The organism is Actinacidiphila glaucinigra, from assembly GCF_035918135.1.
GTDB classification, from domain to species: Bacteria; Actinomycetota; Actinomycetes; order Streptomycetales; family Streptomycetaceae; genus Actinacidiphila; species Actinacidiphila glaucinigra.
In genome coordinates, this window is sequence record NZ_CP109144.1 from 375,612 (window position 1) to 392,640 (window position 17,029).

The following is a 17,029-nucleotide window of genomic DNA, read 5'->3' on the forward strand; positions in this document are numbered from 1 at the left end:
TACGGAAGGAGATACCCCTCTCCCGACTGCCTGGCTGTCTGAGCAGGCACTGCACACGCACAAGAAGGCCACACTGTGAGCGACCGCAAGGAGATAGTCCGTCGATCAGGCCGGCTGCGAACCGAGATTCAAGTACCACCCGATTTGGGCACCGCGCCTGAGCCTCGGGCGGATGCGCAGCGTAATCGGTGCGCTCTGATCGTCGCCACGCGGGAAGCGATCGCTGCTCGCGGACTCGAAGTCTCGGCGCTGGACATCGCGAAGGCGGCCGGCCTGGGCGTGGGCACGCTGTACCGGCGCTTCGGCACCAAAGAAGCGCTGCTGGGCGCTGTGGTCCTCAGCTTCTACGACGAGCTGTGCGTCCTCGCACAAAGGTGCATGGAACGCGAGGACCCGTGGGACGGGCTCGTGGAGTTCGTGATGCAACTTGCCGGGGCACACCGAGACAACATCGGCCTGGCCGAGGTCACCGCGGCGTGCGATGTTCCGCCATCTCCCGAGCTCGCGGAGCGGACCGCCGCAGTGCAGGACGCTGTCATCCAGCTGACCGAGCGGGTACGCGCAACAGGCGAGCTGCGCGAGGACGTGACCTGGCAGGACATCATGATCTGCTCACGCGCTTCACTGGACACCGACCACTGCCTCGGCGTCGACGCCGGTCCCGACGGGTGGCGCCGGGTCATCACGATCCTGCTTGACGGGATGCGCGCCCCCGCGCGAACCCCGCTCGAAGGGCCGGGGCCTCAGGTCCGCCCCTAACCGGAACGGCCATCCCGCGCTGCCCAGCACGCGGTCATTTTCGGCAGGCACCGCGCTGCGCTTCGATCACCAACGACCGAAGAGCAATCCTTGAGGTGACATAGACCACCGAGCCACTCAAGGTCGAGACACTCCGGCTGCACACCTACCGTGGGGCCGGCGAAGCCGGCGCAGCCGTGGATCGGCTGGACGGCCCAGTGCCCGCTCACATCAGGGTCCCTGGGGGAGGCATCACGGCTGAGGAGACGCATCGGCGACGGCATCCTCGTCGAGTCCGCAGCTTCCGCTTCCCGTAGCCCGGGACTTCATTCCGTGGTGAACCTGGCGCGACGCACACCGCAGCCCGCCACGCCGGGGCCCCAAATGCCGTCCGCAAATTCCCCCGCCGGGTGCGAAAGCCGTTGCCAGTCCCGCGGTCCGACCTTCCGCCCTTGATCACGGAATGTGCGGCAACAGGTTCGAACAGCACCTTCGCCTTCGCCGCACGGCCAAGCGCGAGGCGGGGCACAGGGGCTCTCGGCGCCGCGTTCACGCGAAGACGCAGGAGGTCCACCGACCGGTCCGGTCAAGCCTCCGGTCCAGGTCAGACGCGGTCTGGCCGAGGCCCGACCAAGGCATCTTCAGATGGCCAACGTCAGCTCTCCGACCGCCACCGAAGCAAAACGGACGATGGGTGTCCCCTTGTGGTACATTCGCAGAAGCGGATGAGTATCGTCCGCTTTGCGGTCACCTCCACAGGCGCCGCGAGCTCACTTGGCCGCCGGGACGTTCGACTCCTCCTGGCCGAGCCGATAACCGAGACTCACCATCTGCCGAAGGCCTCCGCGGCCGCTCGTCTGAGAGTCCCGCTCTCCCCCGCCCCCCTTCGAGGAACCACTCTTCCCATGGCTGCAACACCACTCCATCCGAACCCGCGCCGTTGGGCCGCGCTGGCCTTCATCTCCATCGCCCAGCTGATGGTGTTCCTGGACAGCGCGATCATGAACATCGCGCTGCCCTCCGCCCAGCAGGCCCTGCACTTCTCCGACGGCGGCCGCCAGTGGGTGATCACCGCCTACGGCCTGGCCTTCGGCGGCCTGCTGATCCTCGGCGGGCGCCTGGGCGACCTGCTCGGCCGCAAGCGGGCCTTCACCATCGGCCTGATCGGCTTCGCCGTCGCCTCCGCACTGGGCGGAGCCGCGGGCAACCTGGGCGTCCTGCTGGTGGCCCGGGCCGGCCAGGGCGTCTTCGGCGCCCTTCTGGCCCCGGTCGCCCTCGCCCTGATCTCGCTGACCTTCACCGACGCCAGGGAACGCGCCAAGGCCTTCGGCATCTACGGCGCCATCGCCACCGCCGGCGGCGTCCTGGGCCTGCTCCTGGGCGGGTTGCTCACCGAGTACCTGAACTGGCGCTGGTCGATGCTCGTCAACATCCCCATCGCCGTCATCGGCATCATCGGTGCGATCACCGTCGTGCAGGACATCCCCACCGAGGGCAAGCGTGCCCGCATCGACATACCCGGCGCGATCCTGGCCACCCTCGGACTGGTCGCCCTGGTCTTCGGCTTCTCCGAGGCCGAAAGCCGAGGCTGGGGTTCCGGTCTCACCATCACCCTGTTCGTCGCAGCCGTGGTGCTACTGCTGGCCTTCCTCATCACACAGGGCAAGATCAAGTCGCCGCTGCTCCCGCTGCACGTGCTGACCGAACGCAACCGGGCCGGCGCCTACCTCTCGGTCGCCTTCGGTGTGATGAGCATGTTCGGCATGTTCCTGTTCCTCAGCTACTACCTTCAGCTGGTCAAGGGCTACTCCCCCGTCCTGACCGGCGCCGCGTTCGTTCCGCTCGGGGCCGCCCAGGCCTTCGGCTCCATGGTCCTCGGCACCCGGCTGTCCGGCAGGATGCGCCCCGGGCTGCTGATGGGCGGCGGTTACCTCGTCAGCGCGATCGGCGTCCTCCTGCTCGTCGCGCTGCAGGCCGACAGCTCCTACGGGCTGCTGGCCGTCGCCGAGGTCATCACCGGACTCGGCATCGGCACCGCCTTCATGCCCGCCATGTCCCTGGGCACCCACGGCGTAGCCCCGCAGGACGCCGGCATCGCCTCCGCCATGGTCGGTACCTCCCAGCAGGTCGGCGGCTCGGTCGGCACCGCCCTGCTCAATACCATCGCCGCCAGTTCCACCACCGCCTACCTCGCCACCCGCGGACACGGCCGGGCAGTCACCGACGTCGCACTGGTCCACGGATTCACCACGGCCTACTGGTGGGCCTTCGGCTTCCTGCTCCTGTCCGCGCTGATATCCCTCGTCGCGGTCAACGCCCCCCGCCCAGACCACAGCGCGTCCTCCGCCGGCGCAGCAACCACAGAAAAGCCCGTCCCGGTGCACTGACCCGTCCCGAGGTCGACTACCGCAGGCGTTCGCACCCTCTTTATTGACCGATCAGTCATTCCTGATAGCGGGGTCCCAGAAACACGGGACCGGCGGAACCGACTGCGGATCACCGCATGCACGTCGATCCGAACTAGCCGCCCGCCCAACCCCCCTCCCGGCAAGCCGTGGCCGCTGCCACACCGGGCAACGAAAGGAAACACATGTCCAACCGTCTTCAGTCCAAGGTCATCATCGTCACCGGAGGCACCTCAGGCATGGGCTCGGCCTTCGCCAAGCGCGCCGCTTCCGAGGGCGCGACCGTCCTCATCGGTGCCCGTGACAAGGAGCGCGGCGAGGCAACCGTGGCGGAGATCACCGCGGAGGGCGGCACGGCCCTGTTCGTGCCCACCGATGTGACCGTCGAGGAGGAGGTCGCCCACCTGGTCGGCGTCGCGGTCAAGGAGTTCGGCGGCCTGCACGGCGCCTTCAACAACGCCGGCGGCGGCAACAGTCAGGGAGCTATCCGCGACATCGACGCGTCGTTCTGGAACAGCGTCCTGGCTCTCAACCTGACCAGCGTCTTCTACAGCCTCAAGCACGAAATCCCCGCGATCGTCGCCAGCGGCGGCGGCTCCATCGTCAACAACGCCTCCGTCGTCGGTGTCGTGGGCGACCCGGGAGCCGCCGCCTACGCGGCCGCCAAGCACGGTGTCGTGGGCCTCACCCGCTCCACGGCGCTCGACGCGGCCAAGGAGGGCGTGCGAGTCAACGCCCTGGTGACCGGCCTGGTCAACACCCCCCTGTGGCAAGGCTTTACCGCGAGCAACCCGGAAGCCGCGAGCGCCCTCCTCAACCAGCAGCCGACCGGCCGCGCCGCCGACGAAACGGAGATCGCCGCATTCGCCGCCTTCCTTCTCAGCGACGACAGCCCGTTCATCACCGGCGCGGCCCTCGCCATCGACGGCGCACTCACCTCCGGCTACTAAATCCTCCCCAAGCGCGCTCAGGCCCGCTCACTCGGTGCTTGTGCGCTGCGATCACCATGCAGCCCTGCCATCAGGGGTGGCAACACCGGCACGCGCAGCCCTGATCAGCCTCGGCGGCTCGCCGCATAGGAGCCACGATTCAGGGCAGAACGGCACCGCCAACAGCGGCGACGCCTCACTTCAGCACCCGGGGCGTCGCCGTCGGGCACACGAGAAAGCACCGACGGGCGCAAGCCTCACAGCTCATACGGTCCGCACCGTGCGCCCGGGCTGACCATTCGGCACAGCGCCGAGGCGACGTGGCATCAGGTCCGTCCCAGCGGCACGGCTGCCCGCACACCTCCGAAAGAGAGAAGAAACCCGATGAAGGCTGTAGGAGTTTTCCACTACGGGGAGCCCGATGTACTCGAGGTCGTCGATCTTCCCATCCCGGAGGTGGGGCCGGGGCAGATCCGGCTGCGCGTGCACGCGGCGGCGGTGAACCCCTCGGACGTGCTGCTGCGCATGGGATACACCGACCAGATGCTGGCGGGTCGCCTGACCCCGCCGTACCGACCCGGTATGGACGCGGCGGGCGTGGTGGACGCGATCGGTCCGGACACGGTCACCGGCCTCCGGGTTGGCGACCGCGTGATGGCGATGGTGATTCCCATTGACCCCTCCGGGGGAGCCTACGCGGAGTACCTCGTCCTGGACGCCCGACAGGTCGTCAGGGCCCCGGCCGGATCCACACACGTCGAGGCAGCCACGCTTCCGATGAACGGGCTCACCGCACGCCGGGCCCTGGACGTACTCGGCTTGACTCCCGGCGACTGGATAGCGGTGACCGGCGCCGCAGGCGCTGTGGGCGGATACGCCGTACAGCTGGCCAAGGCCGATGGGCTGCGCGTTGTGGCGGACGCGGCTCCCGCCGACGAGGAGTTGGTGCGCGCGCTGGGCGCTGATCTCGTCGTCGATCGGGGACCAGGTGTCGCACAGCGCATCCGCGAGCTGATTCCCGGCGGCGTGGAAGCCGTTGTGGATGCCGCGATCATCGGCCCCGAGGTACTGGAGGCCGTCCGGGCCGGCGGACAGATCGCCCTGGTACGCAGCGACGGGGAACCCGGAGTCACCCCCCTTGGCCAACAGGAGAACGTGACGATCCAGAACATATTCGTGCCGGAGTACCGCTATGCCAACGACAAGCTCGACGCCCTGCGTGCACTCGCGGAGGAAGGGCGGATCTCACTGCGGGTTGCGGAGGAGTTCCCGGCCCACCGGGCAGCCGCGGCGCATCGTCGATTCGAAGCGGGCGGCGTGCGTGGCAGGCTCGTCCTCACCTTCTGAGCGCCGGGTGCCAGTAGCGGTGGCTCCCCGATCTCCCCTGGCGCACCCGGCCGGCCCTCCGAGAACTCGGTTCACAGCGCCGCATGAACGTCGTGCCAGGATCGACGCGCTGCTCAATCGTGAGCGCATCATGGTCGCCGCCTGTGAAGCGTTCATCGAACACGGCGCAGGTGTTCCGCTGGACGAGATCGCCCGCCGGGCGGGCATCGGCAATGCCACGTTGTACCGGCACTTCGGCAACCGGCAGGATCTCATCCGCACGGTCACGCTGTCGCTGCTCTCGCATACAGCAAATCAGGCCGAAGCCTCACTCGCTACAGAGCCGTCCCCCTTCGAGGCCGTACGGCGCTTCATGCACCACGCGGTCAACGAGTACTTCGGGGCGCTGTGCCCGATGCTCGCCGACTATTCCGACACGCGGGACCATGAGCTGTACCGCGCACGTTCACGCCTGGAGGCCCTGGTATCGAACCTGGTCGAGGCAGCCCAGCGCTCGGGCACGCTTCGAGCAGATGTCACCGCCTCAGATCTGACAGCCGCCGTCGCCCAATTGGCACGGCCTCTACCAGGCACTGGTCTGGAAAGAAACGACCACTTCGCCCATCGCCATCTAGAACTGCTGCTCGATGGACTCAGCACATGCCGTCCCTCAAGCTGCCCCGCACCGTAGCCAGACGATGACAGGGGGATGGCCAGTGCGACCGGCCTGACCGTCCGGTTCTGTGCACACCCCGCATCCCACATCAAGGCCCAAGCTGGTCCGTACAGCCGGTCGGTTGCCGGCCATCTGGGAACGCGATCGACGGGGCGTTCCGCCCGGACGGTGAAAACCGCTTTTCACCGGCGCCCCAAGGAAGTCTTCCCTGGCCCTGCGGTCTCCCGGCCGTAAACGCGACCACGGCGACGAGGCAGGTCGCGCACCGGCCAGCACATCACTGATCCTCCGCACCGGCAGGCCGACGGCTCGTCATTTCCCAGACGCGCGAGGCACCGGCATCCCGCGGAAACGAAAGGAACCACGTCATGAACGAGCAGAAGACCCGTAGGGCCTCCGCCTGGCGCTCACGAATCGTCGGATCGGCCCTTGCGGCCGGACTGCTGGTCGGCGGCGGAGCCGCCGCCGTCGCGTTCACCTCCACTTCCGCCATCGCCGACAACCAGTCGCGGGCCTCTTACCAGTCGAGCTCCTCCTACCGGGAGCTCGAGGCCAAGGTCCAGCGCCTGGACGACATCGAGGACATCCACCAGCTCAAGGCCCGCTACTTCCGCTTCGTGGACGAGAAGAAGACCGACCGGCTGGCCTCGCTGTTCACCCCCGACGCCAAGATCGTCACCGACGGCACCGCCTTCAAGTCGCCGCAGGACTTTGCACAGGTGATCCATGACGTCATCGGCGCCGCACCGACCGCCCACTCGGGCTACATGCCGGAAGTCACCATCACGGGACCACGCACGGCGACCGGCATCTGGTCCATGCAGGACATCATGAACATCCCGGCCGGCACCAAAGGCATCGAGGGACACCACGGCTACGGTCAGTACCGCGAAACCTACGAGAAGGCCCACGGTAAGTGGCTGATCAGCTCGGTGAATCTGACCCGCTTCTGGATGGAGCCGCTGCCGGCCTGGACCCCGCCGACTACTGCGGCCGCGAAGTAAGCACCGTGGCATGCCATGCCGGGCGGCATGGCATGCCACCCCGCTCCGGAACACGGAACACGGAACACGGAACTGATGGTCTCCGACGATGGCCAGGGCCGCCTCCGTCTCGACACCGAGACCGGACGACCCTCCGGTCACGATCACTCGGTGCCGGCCGTTGGTGTACCCGCGGCTATCGGCATCGATTGCGTGGGCGGTGTTGAACAGCGTGGCAAGCGCCCGGGTCTGCCATGGGTCCGCTCCGGCCGTGGCGGCGTGCTCCAAGGCGAAGTTCTCCATGCTGTCGGCGCTCACGCCGGCGGCGCGTGCGCGTGCGAGGACCTCCAGTGCCATGGCGTTGACCTGGTGCCAGTCCCCGCCGTGGTACCAGCAGCAGGTACGGGAGCCTCGCCGGGGACGTGCCTGGCGTGCCCACCGGCGCCACCAGCGGATGCCCGAGGGCATGCAGTCGGTCGCGGAACGGTCGCGGCCTGGCCAGCCGGCGTACCGCCGTCACCTCGAAGCTCACCTGCGGCTCGGGCTCGGCAGGGGGTGGGGTGTATCCGGTGCCGCGGTCAGTGGCGACGGGCAGGCCAACGAGGTCTTCGAGTTGCTCGGGAGTGATCGTCGCCCAGCCCGGCTGGCTCAGCCGGTAGGGGTGGACGCCGGCGAAGATGACAAGCTGGAAGACCTCAGGAAAGTGCGTGGTCATATCGCGCAACTGGCGCTGAATCCACACCGGAGGCTGCGAGTCGGCAGGGAAGTGCCGTTCCCACACAGCGGCAGCGAACCGCTCCGCCCCGTTCGCCAGGAACATGCCCTCGCCAGCGGTCTGCGTGGCTACCGCCACCGTGCGTGTGCCGGGCGCGGTGAACAACTGCAGCCGGAAGGTCGATTCATGTCCCGTGGCGGTTCGTGCGCGGAACATGTGGTCGTCCACCATGCGCTGTCTCGGCGCAGCCAAGCACAGCACGGCCTCGACCGCGGCCGTCGCATAGCGCGTACTGCCCTTCATCAGGCCGATCATGCCGTAGCCCGTTGGCACGGGCCAGTCCTCTGCGATGAGGGCACCTCAGGTGGGTCATGCAGCCCTGGCGGAGGCCATGGTCGTGGAGCGTGATGGTCGCGCCGTCCGGGCCCAGGTCGCGAACACGCGCGCGGTCCGAGGCCGGAGAAGGCCGCCGCGCCGAGCACCAGCAGCAGGAGCACGGAGAGCGGGTTGCCGTGCGGCGGGGGCTCCCCTGTCGGAGGCGAGCCCCCCCCGCGGCCGGAGCGTTCGGCGTCAGCTGGAACACGACAGGTAGTCGTATCCGGCTTTCCGCCGGTTGGCGAACTGGTCCAAGAAGGTGTAGTTGCCGTCCGCGTCGCGCTCCAATCGGACATTGTGCACGGCGCCGGTGTAGACGATGTCCCCGTTACCTGCGGAAAGGAACTTGTCCGCGGCACCGAAGGTAGCCTTACCGACCGACCCGTCCACCGTGATGACGGGGTCGCTGCCACGCCAGTACCTGTTGTAGTCCGTCTGCCACCGAACGGTCGCGTTGTAGGTGTCGGGCCCGAACTCCCCGTCGATTTGGTCCCATTCGAGCTTGCCGTCCGCTACCAAAAGCTCCTGCCACATGCACGTGGCGTTGGAGTTGCGGTGCGTGCTGGTGGACAGGACGCCTTCGTCGCCCCAGTCGTTCCCAAAGGCGTCTGCCCCGTAGATGTAGGCGCGACCGCTGTAGGTTCCGCTCGCCACGGCAGGGGTGGTGCTCACCGCGAGGACCGCGGCGGTCAGTGCCCCCACCGCGCTCGCGCACACCTGGAAGCGCATTCTGTGCCGACTCATGACGACCCCCTGATCCAGGCCCCCCCTTGGAGCCATCGCGCCATTAGACAGCTCTCGACAGGTGAACCGATAAGTCAACTTCACGCCAAACAGAGGTCATGTTCACGCCAAGAACTCGGGGGCGCGGAACGCCTGCAACAGGGCGCCGAGCCCGTCCGCGTTACCGGATGATCGGTGCTCAGTCCGTGACGATGCCGGCGGAGAGGGCGGTGGAAAGCTCGCCTGCGCCTGCCCCCTACGAGGGGGTGCCGCCCCGCCCTTTGGGTGGCGTGTCACCGAGGGGGCGCGAAGGACGGGTGTTCCGACCAAGCGCCCACCCGGAACCGGGTGGTGTACATGCATTCCTCGTTCGGTTCGCGGAACGCCATGGACCCGGCGACTCGCCGTGTCCGTCGAGCGGTGGTGACCGCGGTATCCGTCCTTGCCGGGTCGTGGCTGCCCAGCCGGAGCCCAGGCCAGATGAGCGGTGCGGGCCGGGTGTGGCAACGCCACAGCGCAGTTTGGCGGGCGCACGGCGCAGACGCATTCAGCTGTTGACGCGGACGACAAGCAGGGCGATGTCGTCGGTGCCGGGGACCGTCTGCAGGGCGTGGTGCAAGAGGGTATCGGCGAGGTGGTCCGCGCTGTCGTCGTCGGCTTGGGTGAGGTGGCGCGCGAGGTCGGCGGTGGTGCGGTCGGTGTCGATGCCGGGGGCTTCGACCAGGCCATCGGTGTAGAGGGCCAGGACGGTTCCCAGCTGCAACGGGATCGCGGTGGTGGGATAGTCGCTGTCCGGGGTGATGCCGAGCAAGAGCCCGGGCGGGAGATGCAGGCTTTCGGTGTGCCCGTCGGGATAACGGATCAAGGGTGGGTGGTGGCCGGCGGTGGCCAGGCGGGCGTTGTGCCGTGCCAGGTCGAGGTGGCCGTACAGGCAGCTGGTGAACAGACCCGGATTGAGATCGGTGACCAGGCGGTTGGTGCGGGCAAGGACGGTGCCAGGCGTGAGGTGCGAGGTGGCGTGGGCGTGGACGGCGGTGCGGACCTGGCCCATGAGCGCTGCGGCCTGGACGTTGTGGCCCTGGACGTCGCCGATGGTGATGGCCGCGCAGTGAGGCCCGCACCGTATGAGGTCGTAGAAGTCGCCGCCGATGTCGGCGCCGTGGCCCGCCGGCAGGTAGCGAGCAGCGACCTCCAGGCCCGGAATCGTTGGGAGTTCCTGGGGAAGCAGGCCGTCTTGCAGGGTGCGGGCAAGCTGGTGCTGGGTGTCGTAGAGGCGGGCTCGGTCCAGGACCTGGCCGATAAGGCCGGCCAGTGAGGTGAGGATGGTGCGTTCGGCCAGCGTGAACGAGCGGGGCTGGTCGTAGGACAGGACCAGGAGGCCGACGGGGCGGCCGGTGGCGATCAGGGGCAGGAAGGCCCAGGCGTCTCTGTCGCCGTAGCGGGGAGCCTGCGGATAGGCGCGGCGAAAGTCGTCGTAGCTGGTGAAGAACCTCGGGGTCTGGGTGGCCAGGGCCCGCACGATCGGGGTGGGGGACGTGAGGGGTTCGCCGTCGAAGCGGGCCATGAACTCGGGCGCATAGCCCCGGTATCCGGCGATGCGCAGACGCCCGTCTTCGACCGTGAGCAAGGCCAGCCCCTGGGCTTCGAAGGCCGGCACGACCTGGTCGGTGACCCGGTCGACGACATCCTTGACGCTCACCGCTTCGGTCAGGGCAGTCGCCAGATGCATCAGGTGATACAGCGGCAGCGCCCCCAGAGCGCCCTGCGGGGATGGCGGCCCCGTCTCGGCTGCCGTGTCGGCGGGTGTGATCCGCACGCTGACGCCGGTGGCTCCCGGGGTGAGGCGAAACGACAAGCGCCGGTCAGGCGGCCGTATCGCGGTGAACGCGGTCGGCTTCCGGCTCATCAGCGCAGCACGGTAACGATCCTCGAAGGCAGGATCGCCCAGCCAAAGCAACCGTTCCCAAGGCCTGGCGCCGAGCAAGTCGGCAGCCCCCACTCCCAGCAGTTCGGCCGCCGCGGTATTGAGGAAGGTGACTTGGCCGTCCAAGTCCAAAGAACAGCAACCCACCGGCAGACGTTCGGCGAAGTCGTACGCACCCATCGCCTCGCCGCGGCCTGGAGTACGCGAACGGTTCGGCGCCAGCACGACCGGCTCGGAAGCAGGCAACAGTGGGTGACCATGTGCTGCCGCCTGCTCCGAAAGTCGGCCTGCTCTGCGGCAGAAACCGCTGATAGCCTCACGCTCAATCCTGCTCGGCTCCGGCGGATGCCACAAGGGCCACACCAGACACACTCCGCCCCACACCCTGTCCTGCCCAGCCACCGGCGCGGCCGCCAGGACCGTCTCAAATGGGGCCATCAAACCGATCAGGGGATAACGGCGGGCCATCTCGTCCGGGCCGCCCACCCACACCAGACGCCGCTGGCGTACGGCATCCGCCACCGGTGTCGCATCGCCCACACCCATCCGCGCCCACGGAGCAGCGATCCGGCGGGACATCCCCGACAACGCCACCAGTTCCAGCACCCGCTCCCCCGGTGGCAGCACATACAGCATGCCGACCGCCGCATCGGTCTCTCGCACCAGTCGGCCGAACAAACCCGTAAGCCGGCCCAGCCCCGCTGCGGGCCGCCGCACACCATGCCGCTGCACGACATTCACCCCCTCTCACGCACCCCAGCGGCCACCCGGGAACGGCGCTGGCCTGGAGCCTGGCCGCCGCCTCAGCGCGGCTCCTCAGCCCCCGGCCGCCCCAGCTGAAAGGCCGGCCCGCCCTGACGCAAGGCGACCGAGGTTGTCCTCGTCGCAGCCGGCAGGCGGCTGCCGCCAGCTCACGGCTCCAGCGTGCATCGCACCAAGCCGCCACGCACGCTGGAGAGGACGAGGGCCGCTCATGTCTGCCACACCGAACGTAGAGCTTGGTACCGGGGATGACCTTGCGGGTGGACACGCTGGTGCTCATCGCCCTGCGAGTGATCCGGCCCCTCCATGCCACTGCAGGACCTACGATCCGCGGGGCCCGCGAGACTGTCACTCTGTGTTGCCGACAAAAGCCAGAGGACCCCGGCCCTCTCGGGCCGGGGTCCTCCACGGCTACCGAGCGCGACCGCCTACGCCGCCACCCACCCGCGGATGGCCTCCGCGACCGCCCGCACATCCAGCGCGTCCCGGTCGATGCGCGCAGCCAGCTCCGCCGCCTCCTTCGCGACCACCGTCACGATCGCCCCGCTCGCCGTCAGGTACGCCGCCGCCACCACCGCACCGAACAGCTCGTTCGCGTGCTCCAGCGCCGGCACCCGGATGAGCTGGTGCATCAGCGCGGCCGCGCGGGGTGCACCTCCGTGTACACCGGGGTCTCCATCACCTTGTCCGCGTGCCGCGCCACGGCGGCCGCCATCGACCCGAAGTCCGTCACGTCGGGGTCACCCGGCATGTTCCGGTGTGCGAGGTCCAGCAGCCACGCCCGGTCAATGTGAACGATCACGCAGCGGCCCCGGCGCCGTCCCCGGCCTTCGGGTGGCCGAACTGCTCGGCGAAGGTGTCGCCCCAGGCGTCCGCGAAGTGCGCGCCCGCGCCCAGGAACCGGTGCCGCAGGTCGTTCGCCTCGTCCGCGAGGACCTGCCGGGCGTAGTCGGTCACGCTCATGCCGGCGGCCGCCGCACGCGCCTCGATCCCGGCGGCTGTCGCCTCGTCCACCCGCACATTGATCTGCCTCTGGCTGCTCATGCACTGTAGCGGATGGTACGCGCCGCTACAATCCTTTCAGCGGGTGTTCTCCCCCCGCGCGGGACGACCTGCCGCCCACCCGCCACGTCGACTGCTGCCGCGCCCGGAACGTCTCCCCCGCCTCGACCTGCCCCTTGTTCCGCTGATGCTCCCGCTCGGCCGCTCGGGTGTCCCACTGCGGCGTACGCGGCGCCGGCGGCGCGCCTGCCTTCCCTTCCCGGCCTTTTGTCCCGGTGATCGTGGCCATTCGAACCACATGCACTGCGGCTGGCCACGCTGAGATCCGCCGCCTCCCGGCAGCCGGCAGCAGCTGACTGCGATCGGCTACTGGGAAGCGCGCTCAGCAGTGCACAAGTGCACAAAAACCCCAGGCTCTCACGGCTTTGACGCTGCTAGTCGACGACCCGGCCACCATGAGACCCGCGACGCGTTCGCGCTCGCGTGCACGCCGTATCTGGCCGACCGGCACGAGACGGCAAGTTCGGTGGCAGTTCGCCGCCGGTGCCGACTCCCCCTACCGCAGCCCCACTGCCTGTCCCTGCACCCCCTGCCGCACAGCGAGTTACGCGACACGCAGCACTAGCGTAGGCAGGCTCATCTGTTGCGGCACCTGAGTCAGGACCCCTGGCCCGCACCGCGTGGTCGCAGGCGACAACCGGTCCGCTGGCCACGGATCTTCACCTGGTCGTCGACGCGGCCCAGGTACTCAAGGCCGCCGTCCACCACCCGCACCCGGTCGCCGGTGCGGTACCAGACGGGCACCGACGCGTCGGCGTCCGCGGGAACGAAGGCCCGCTCCGTCAGGTCCGGCCGGTTGAGGTAGCCCAGGGCCAGCGGCATGCCGCCGATGCGCAGCTCGCCTTCCTCCCCGGCGGGCACCGGCTTGCCGTCGCCACCGAAGACGCCGAGGACGCAGTTGTCGACAGGCTGCCCGATGAGGATCCGGTCGATGTCGGCCGCCTTCTGCGGGCAGGTCCAGTGCGTGACGTCGATGGCGGCCTCGGTGGGGCCGTACAGGTTGTGCAGCCGGGCGGTCAGACTCGCGGTGAAGTCGCGGGCCACGGCGACGGGCAGGGCCTCGCCGCTGCAGAAGACATGGCGCAGCGACGTGCAGTCCTGCGCGCCGGGCCCACGCAGGAACTCGCCGAGCATCGACGGCACGAAGTGGCACACGGTGATCCGGTGCTCCTGGACGGCGCGCGCCACCAGGGCCGGGTCGCGGTGTTCCTCCGGCGGCAGGAAGACACAGGTGGCGCCGGAGATCAGCGGGAGCCACAGCTCCCAGCCGGAGACGTCGAAGGTGACCGGGGCCTTCTGCAGGATCCGGTCCTCGGGCCCGATGCCGTAGGTGTCGCGCATCCAGAGCAGCCGGTTGCACAGCGCCATGCTGGGCAGGACGACGCCCTTGGGCGCGCCCGTGGAGCCGGAGGTGAACAGGACGTACACCGGCTGGTCGTCAGCCACCGGCGGCAACCGATCCGCCACGAACCCGGAGCCACCGAAGTCCGCCGCCACACGCGACGCATCGACCTCGACCGTGCGCAGTCCGTGCGCGGCCAGGACCGGTCCGGCCTGCCCGCCGACGAGCGCCATTCGGCTGCCCGCGGTCTCCAGGACGGCGGCCAGCCGGGCGGGCGGATCGTTCGGGTCGACGGGCAGGTAGGGCAACCCGGCCTTCAGGACGCCCAGCAGCGCCGCGAGCAGCCCGTTGCTGCGGGGCACCGCCACCACGACCGGCACGCCCTCCGGAGCCCGGTCACGCAGGGTCCGGGCGATGGCGTCCGACCACGCGTCCAACTGCCCATAAGTGAGAGTGTCCGCCCCGGACCGGACGGCCGGGCGGTACGGGTGCCGTTCCGCCACGTCCCTGATCAGACCCGGCAAGCCGGTCGGACAGTCCCGCATGACCTTGGGTCCCGTAAGTTCCACGGATCCGGCACCCGAATTGTGTTGCACGTCCTCTGCTCCTCTCGCCCGGACAGGGCCGCAAGTCACCCTAGGAACATCTGGTCGAAAGCCACAGAGGTGCTGATGAGTCCTTAACAACCGTGCCATTCCCCGGCCTCTTGTCCGTGTTCACCCGAATGCGCCGGGAAGCATGACGGGTGCGGCGGCACCTGAGACGTCCTGGAAAGTTGGCCACTGCACCGACAGCGCGGCGGACATTCCCGGACGGCCGGCCGGACTTTCGGGGCCGTCCGCCCCGGCCGCCATGGGCCAAGGTCCGAATGACGCGGGAATCGGATGGGCCGATCCGAAGGTCCGAGGCTCCCGCACCCAGCAGGCCGGTGACGGCGATTTCGTCGAGGCCGTCGAATCGTACCGCTCTCATTTTTTGATGGCGCCCTGACGACAGGTCCGGGCGGACGCCGCATCCCCGCCTCGGCGTGAGGGTGTGGGTATCGTCCGCCGTACGGCACCCGGCCCGCAGCACAGCGGCCCGCGCGGAGGAGGAGCACCATGGCCGATGGCCGGCACGGGACCGCGCCGGACGGCGGATCCGCGGCGGGCTCGCCCGGCAGCGGCCGGGGAGCACGCGACACGGTGCGTCTCGCCGTGGTGGTCGCCGCCCTCGGCGTGGTCTTCGGCGACATCGGGACCAGTCCGATCTACACCCTCCAGACCGTGTTCAACCCGAGCGATCCGCATCCCGTCCCGGTCTCCACGGAGAACGTGTACGGGGTGGTCTCGCTGGTGTTCTGGTCGGTGGTGGTCATCGTCCTCGTCACCTACGTCCTGCTGGCGATGCGCGCCGACAACGACGGCGAGGGCGGCATCATGGCGCTGATCACCCTGCTGCGGGGGTGGAGCGCACAGCAGGGCGCACGGGGCACCGCCGTGCTGGCCGCTCTGGGCATCTTCGGCGCGTCACTGTTCTTCGGCGACAGCATGATCACCCCTGCCATCTCGGTGCTGTCGGCGGTCGAGGGGCTCAAGGTGGTCCAGCCGTCGCTGGAGAGCGTCGTCGTACCGGCGACGGCGGTCATCCTGGTGCTGCTGTTCCTGGTGCAGCGCAGGGGCACCGCCGTGGTGGGACGGGTGTTCGGGCCGGTGATGGTCGCCTGGTTCCTGGCCATCGGCGCCTGCGGAGTGGCGGGCATCGCCGACCATCCGCAGATCCTGAGGGCGCTGTCGCCGACGTACGCCCTGGGTTTTCTCTTCGGTCACTTCGGAACGGCCTTCTTCGCCCTGGCCGCGGTCGTGCTCGCAGTGACCGGGGCAGAGGCGCTCTACGCCGACATGGGGCACTTCGGCCGCCGGGCGATCACCCGCGGGTGGCTGTTCCTCGTCTTCCCCGCCTGCGTGCTGAGCTACTTCGGCCAGGGCGCGCTCATCCTCGCGGACCCGGCCAACATCAGCAGCCCGTTCTTCCTGCTCGTACCGGACTGGGGTCGGCTGCCCATGGTGCTGCTGGCCACCGCGGCGACGGTGATCGCCTCGCAGGCGGTGATCACCGGCGCGTACTCGGTCGCCTCGCAGGCGGCCCAGCTCGGCTACCTCCCGAGGCTGCGGATCGCGCACACCTCCGAGTCCACCATCGGCCAGGTCTACGTCCCCTGGATCAACTGGCTGCTCATGGTGTCGGTCCTCACCCTGGTCTTCGCGTTCCGCAGCTCCACGGCGCTGGCCTTCGCCTTCGGCATGGCGGTCACGGGCACCATCACCATCACGACCCTGCTGTTCTTCTACGTCGCCCGCGCGAAATGGGGCACGCCGGTGTGGCTGCTCACTGCCGGCGCGGCGGTGCTGCTCTTCGTCGACCTGCTGTTCGTGGCGGCCAACCTGACCAAGCTCGTGCACGGCGCGTGGCTTCCGCTGCTGATCGGGCTCACCGCGTTCACCGTCATGACAACGTGGCAGCGCGGACGTGAGATCGTCACCGCGGAACGGGCACGGCGGGAAGGCTCGCTGCGCGAGTTCGTCGAACGGCTCCGCGGCGGGCAGGTGCGCACGCTCCAGGTGCCCGGCACGGCCGTCTTCCTCAACCGGGGCAAGGAGACGGCACCCCTGGCCCTGCGCGCCAACGTCGAGCACAACCACGTGCGGCACGACCACGTCGTCATCCTGGCTCTGAAGACCGAGCCGGTCCCCCGCGTCCCGGCCGACCGGCGGATCGCCGTCGACGACCTCGGCTACGCCGACGACGGGATCGTCCACGTCACCGCCCGGTTCGGCTACATGGAGACCCCGGACGTGCCCGGGGCCATCGCGATGCTCGACCCGGCGGTGACCGAGGGGCGGCTGCGGCTCGACGAGGCGTCCTACTTCCTGTCGAAGATCGAGCTGCGGCGTGGGAAGGCGCCCACCATGGCACCCTGGCGCAAACGCCTGTTCATCACCACCTCGTACATCACCGCCGACGCCGCCGAGTACTTCGGGCTCCCCCGCGACCGGACGGTGATCATGGGTTCGCAGATCGAGGTGTAGG

14 protein-coding genes are annotated in these 17,029 nt (G+C 69.1%); 7 read left to right on the plus strand and 7 right to left on the minus strand.

The features are described from left to right. The first annotated feature begins 75 nt into the window (after positions 1-75). The 6 genes from OIE69_RS01755 to OIE69_RS01780 all read left to right on the plus strand — a co-directional run bounded on the left by OIE69_RS01755 (position 76) and on the right by OIE69_RS01780 (position 7,078). Positions 76-759 carry a TetR/AcrR family transcriptional regulator gene (locus OIE69_RS01755; protein ID WP_326570146.1) on the plus strand — a complete coding sequence of 228 codons (684 nt, stop codon included), beginning with the start codon at positions 76-78 and terminating at the stop codon, positions 757-759. Positions 760-1,643: 884 nt separating this feature from the next. Next, positions 1,644-3,125 carry an MFS transporter gene (locus tag OIE69_RS01760; RefSeq protein ID WP_326570147.1) on the plus strand — a complete coding sequence of 494 codons (1,482 nt, stop codon included), beginning with the start codon at positions 1,644-1,646 and terminating at the stop codon, positions 3,123-3,125. Positions 3,126-3,328: 203 nt separating this feature from the next. Further along, positions 3,329-4,093 (plus strand): SDR family NAD(P)-dependent oxidoreductase, encoded by a 765-nt coding sequence (locus OIE69_RS01765; protein WP_326570148.1) that lies wholly within the window; start codon positions 3,329-3,331, stop codon positions 4,091-4,093. Between the two features lie 363 nt (positions 4,094-4,456). Further along, complete coding sequence (locus OIE69_RS01770; protein ID WP_326570149.1) at positions 4,457-5,419, plus strand: NADP-dependent oxidoreductase; 963 nt, start codon at positions 4,457-4,459, stop codon at positions 5,417-5,419. 130 nt (positions 5,420-5,549) lie between these two features. Continuing rightward, positions 5,550-6,089, plus strand: coding sequence for a TetR/AcrR family transcriptional regulator (locus OIE69_RS01775; RefSeq protein WP_326570150.1), 540 nt, complete (start codon positions 5,550-5,552; stop codon positions 6,087-6,089). A gap of 353 nt (positions 6,090-6,442) precedes the next feature. Continuing rightward, positions 6,443-7,078, plus strand: a complete 636-nt coding sequence (locus OIE69_RS01780) for a nuclear transport factor 2 family protein (protein ID WP_326570151.1) — start codon at positions 6,443-6,445, stop codon at positions 7,076-7,078. A 175-nt stretch (positions 7,079-7,253) separates the two neighbouring features. On the opposite strand, the gene OIE69_RS01785 is transcribed toward OIE69_RS01780, so the two are convergent. The 7 genes from OIE69_RS01785 to OIE69_RS01815 all read right to left on the minus strand — a co-directional run bounded on the left by OIE69_RS01785 (position 7,254) and on the right by OIE69_RS01815 (position 14,463). Continuing rightward, the gene (locus tag OIE69_RS01785) at positions 7,254-8,105 is read right to left on the minus strand and encodes a hypothetical protein (RefSeq protein ID WP_326570152.1); all 852 of its coding nucleotides are present in this window, start codon (positions 8,103-8,105) and stop codon (positions 7,254-7,256) included. A gap of 237 nt (positions 8,106-8,342) precedes the next feature. Next, positions 8,343-8,876, minus strand: a complete 534-nt coding sequence (locus OIE69_RS01790) for a peptidoglycan-binding domain-containing protein (protein ID WP_326570153.1) — start codon at positions 8,874-8,876, stop codon at positions 8,343-8,345. Between the two features lie 541 nt (positions 8,877-9,417). Next, entirely contained in the window at positions 9,418-11,535 is a 2,118-nt protein-coding gene (locus tag OIE69_RS01795; protein ID WP_326570154.1) for a SpoIIE family protein phosphatase, read from the minus strand. A gap of 449 nt (positions 11,536-11,984) precedes the next feature. Beyond that, a complete protein-coding gene (locus OIE69_RS01800) occupies positions 11,985-12,188 on the minus strand; it encodes a hypothetical protein (protein WP_326570155.1) in 204 nt (67 codons plus the stop codon). After that, positions 12,188-12,358 (minus strand): hypothetical protein, encoded by a 171-nt coding sequence (locus tag OIE69_RS01805; RefSeq protein WP_326570156.1) that lies wholly within the window; start codon positions 12,356-12,358, stop codon positions 12,188-12,190. Before OIE69_RS01805 ends, OIE69_RS01800 begins: the two co-directional genes overlap by 1 nt. Beyond that, positions 12,355-12,600, minus strand: coding sequence for a plasmid mobilization protein (locus tag OIE69_RS01810; RefSeq protein ID WP_326570157.1), 246 nt, complete (start codon positions 12,598-12,600; stop codon positions 12,355-12,357). Before OIE69_RS01810 ends, OIE69_RS01805 begins: the two co-directional genes overlap by 4 nt. 615 nt (positions 12,601-13,215) lie before the next feature. Beyond that, positions 13,216-14,463 carry an amino acid adenylation domain-containing protein gene (locus tag OIE69_RS01815; RefSeq protein ID WP_326570158.1) on the minus strand — a complete coding sequence of 416 codons (1,248 nt, stop codon included), beginning with the start codon at positions 14,461-14,463 and terminating at the stop codon, positions 13,216-13,218. A gap of 597 nt (positions 14,464-15,060) precedes the next feature. Here OIE69_RS01815 and OIE69_RS01820 point away from each other — a divergent pair. Beyond that, complete coding sequence (locus OIE69_RS01820) at positions 15,061-17,028, plus strand: potassium transporter Kup (protein ID WP_326570159.1); 1,968 nt, start codon at positions 15,061-15,063, stop codon at positions 17,026-17,028. Position 17,029 lies beyond the last annotated feature (1 nt).

What these genes read in the sequence shown, in the direction of transcription:
- OIE69_RS01770 (WP_326570149.1), top strand. Translation starts at nt 4,457, where the DNA reads ATGAAGGCTGTAGGAGTTTTCCACTACGGGGAGCCCGATGTACTCGAG.
- OIE69_RS01765 (WP_326570148.1), top strand. Translation starts at nt 3,329, where the DNA reads ATGTCCAACCGTCTTCAGTCCAAGGTCATCATCGTCACCGGAGGCACC.
- OIE69_RS01775 (WP_326570150.1), top strand. Translation starts at nt 5,550, where the DNA reads ATGGTCGCCGCCTGTGAAGCGTTCATCGAACACGGCGCAGGTGTTCCG.
- OIE69_RS01810 (WP_326570157.1), bottom strand. Translation starts at nt 12,600, where the DNA reads ATGAGCAGCCAGAGGCAGATCAATGTGCGGGTGGACGAGGCGACAGCC.
- OIE69_RS01760 (WP_326570147.1), top strand. Translation starts at nt 1,644, where the DNA reads ATGGCTGCAACACCACTCCATCCGAACCCGCGCCGTTGGGCCGCGCTG.
- OIE69_RS01790 (WP_326570153.1), bottom strand. Translation starts at nt 8,876, where the DNA reads ATGCGCTTCCAGGTGTGCGCGAGCGCGGTGGGGGCACTGACCGCCGCG.
- OIE69_RS01820 (WP_326570159.1), top strand. Translation starts at nt 15,061, where the DNA reads ATGGCCGATGGCCGGCACGGGACCGCGCCGGACGGCGGATCCGCGGCG.
- OIE69_RS01780 (WP_326570151.1), top strand. Translation starts at nt 6,443, where the DNA reads ATGAACGAGCAGAAGACCCGTAGGGCCTCCGCCTGGCGCTCACGAATC.
- OIE69_RS01800 (WP_326570155.1), bottom strand. Translation starts at nt 12,188, where the DNA reads ATGCACCAGCTCATCCGGGTGCCGGCGCTGGAGCACGCGAACGAGCTG.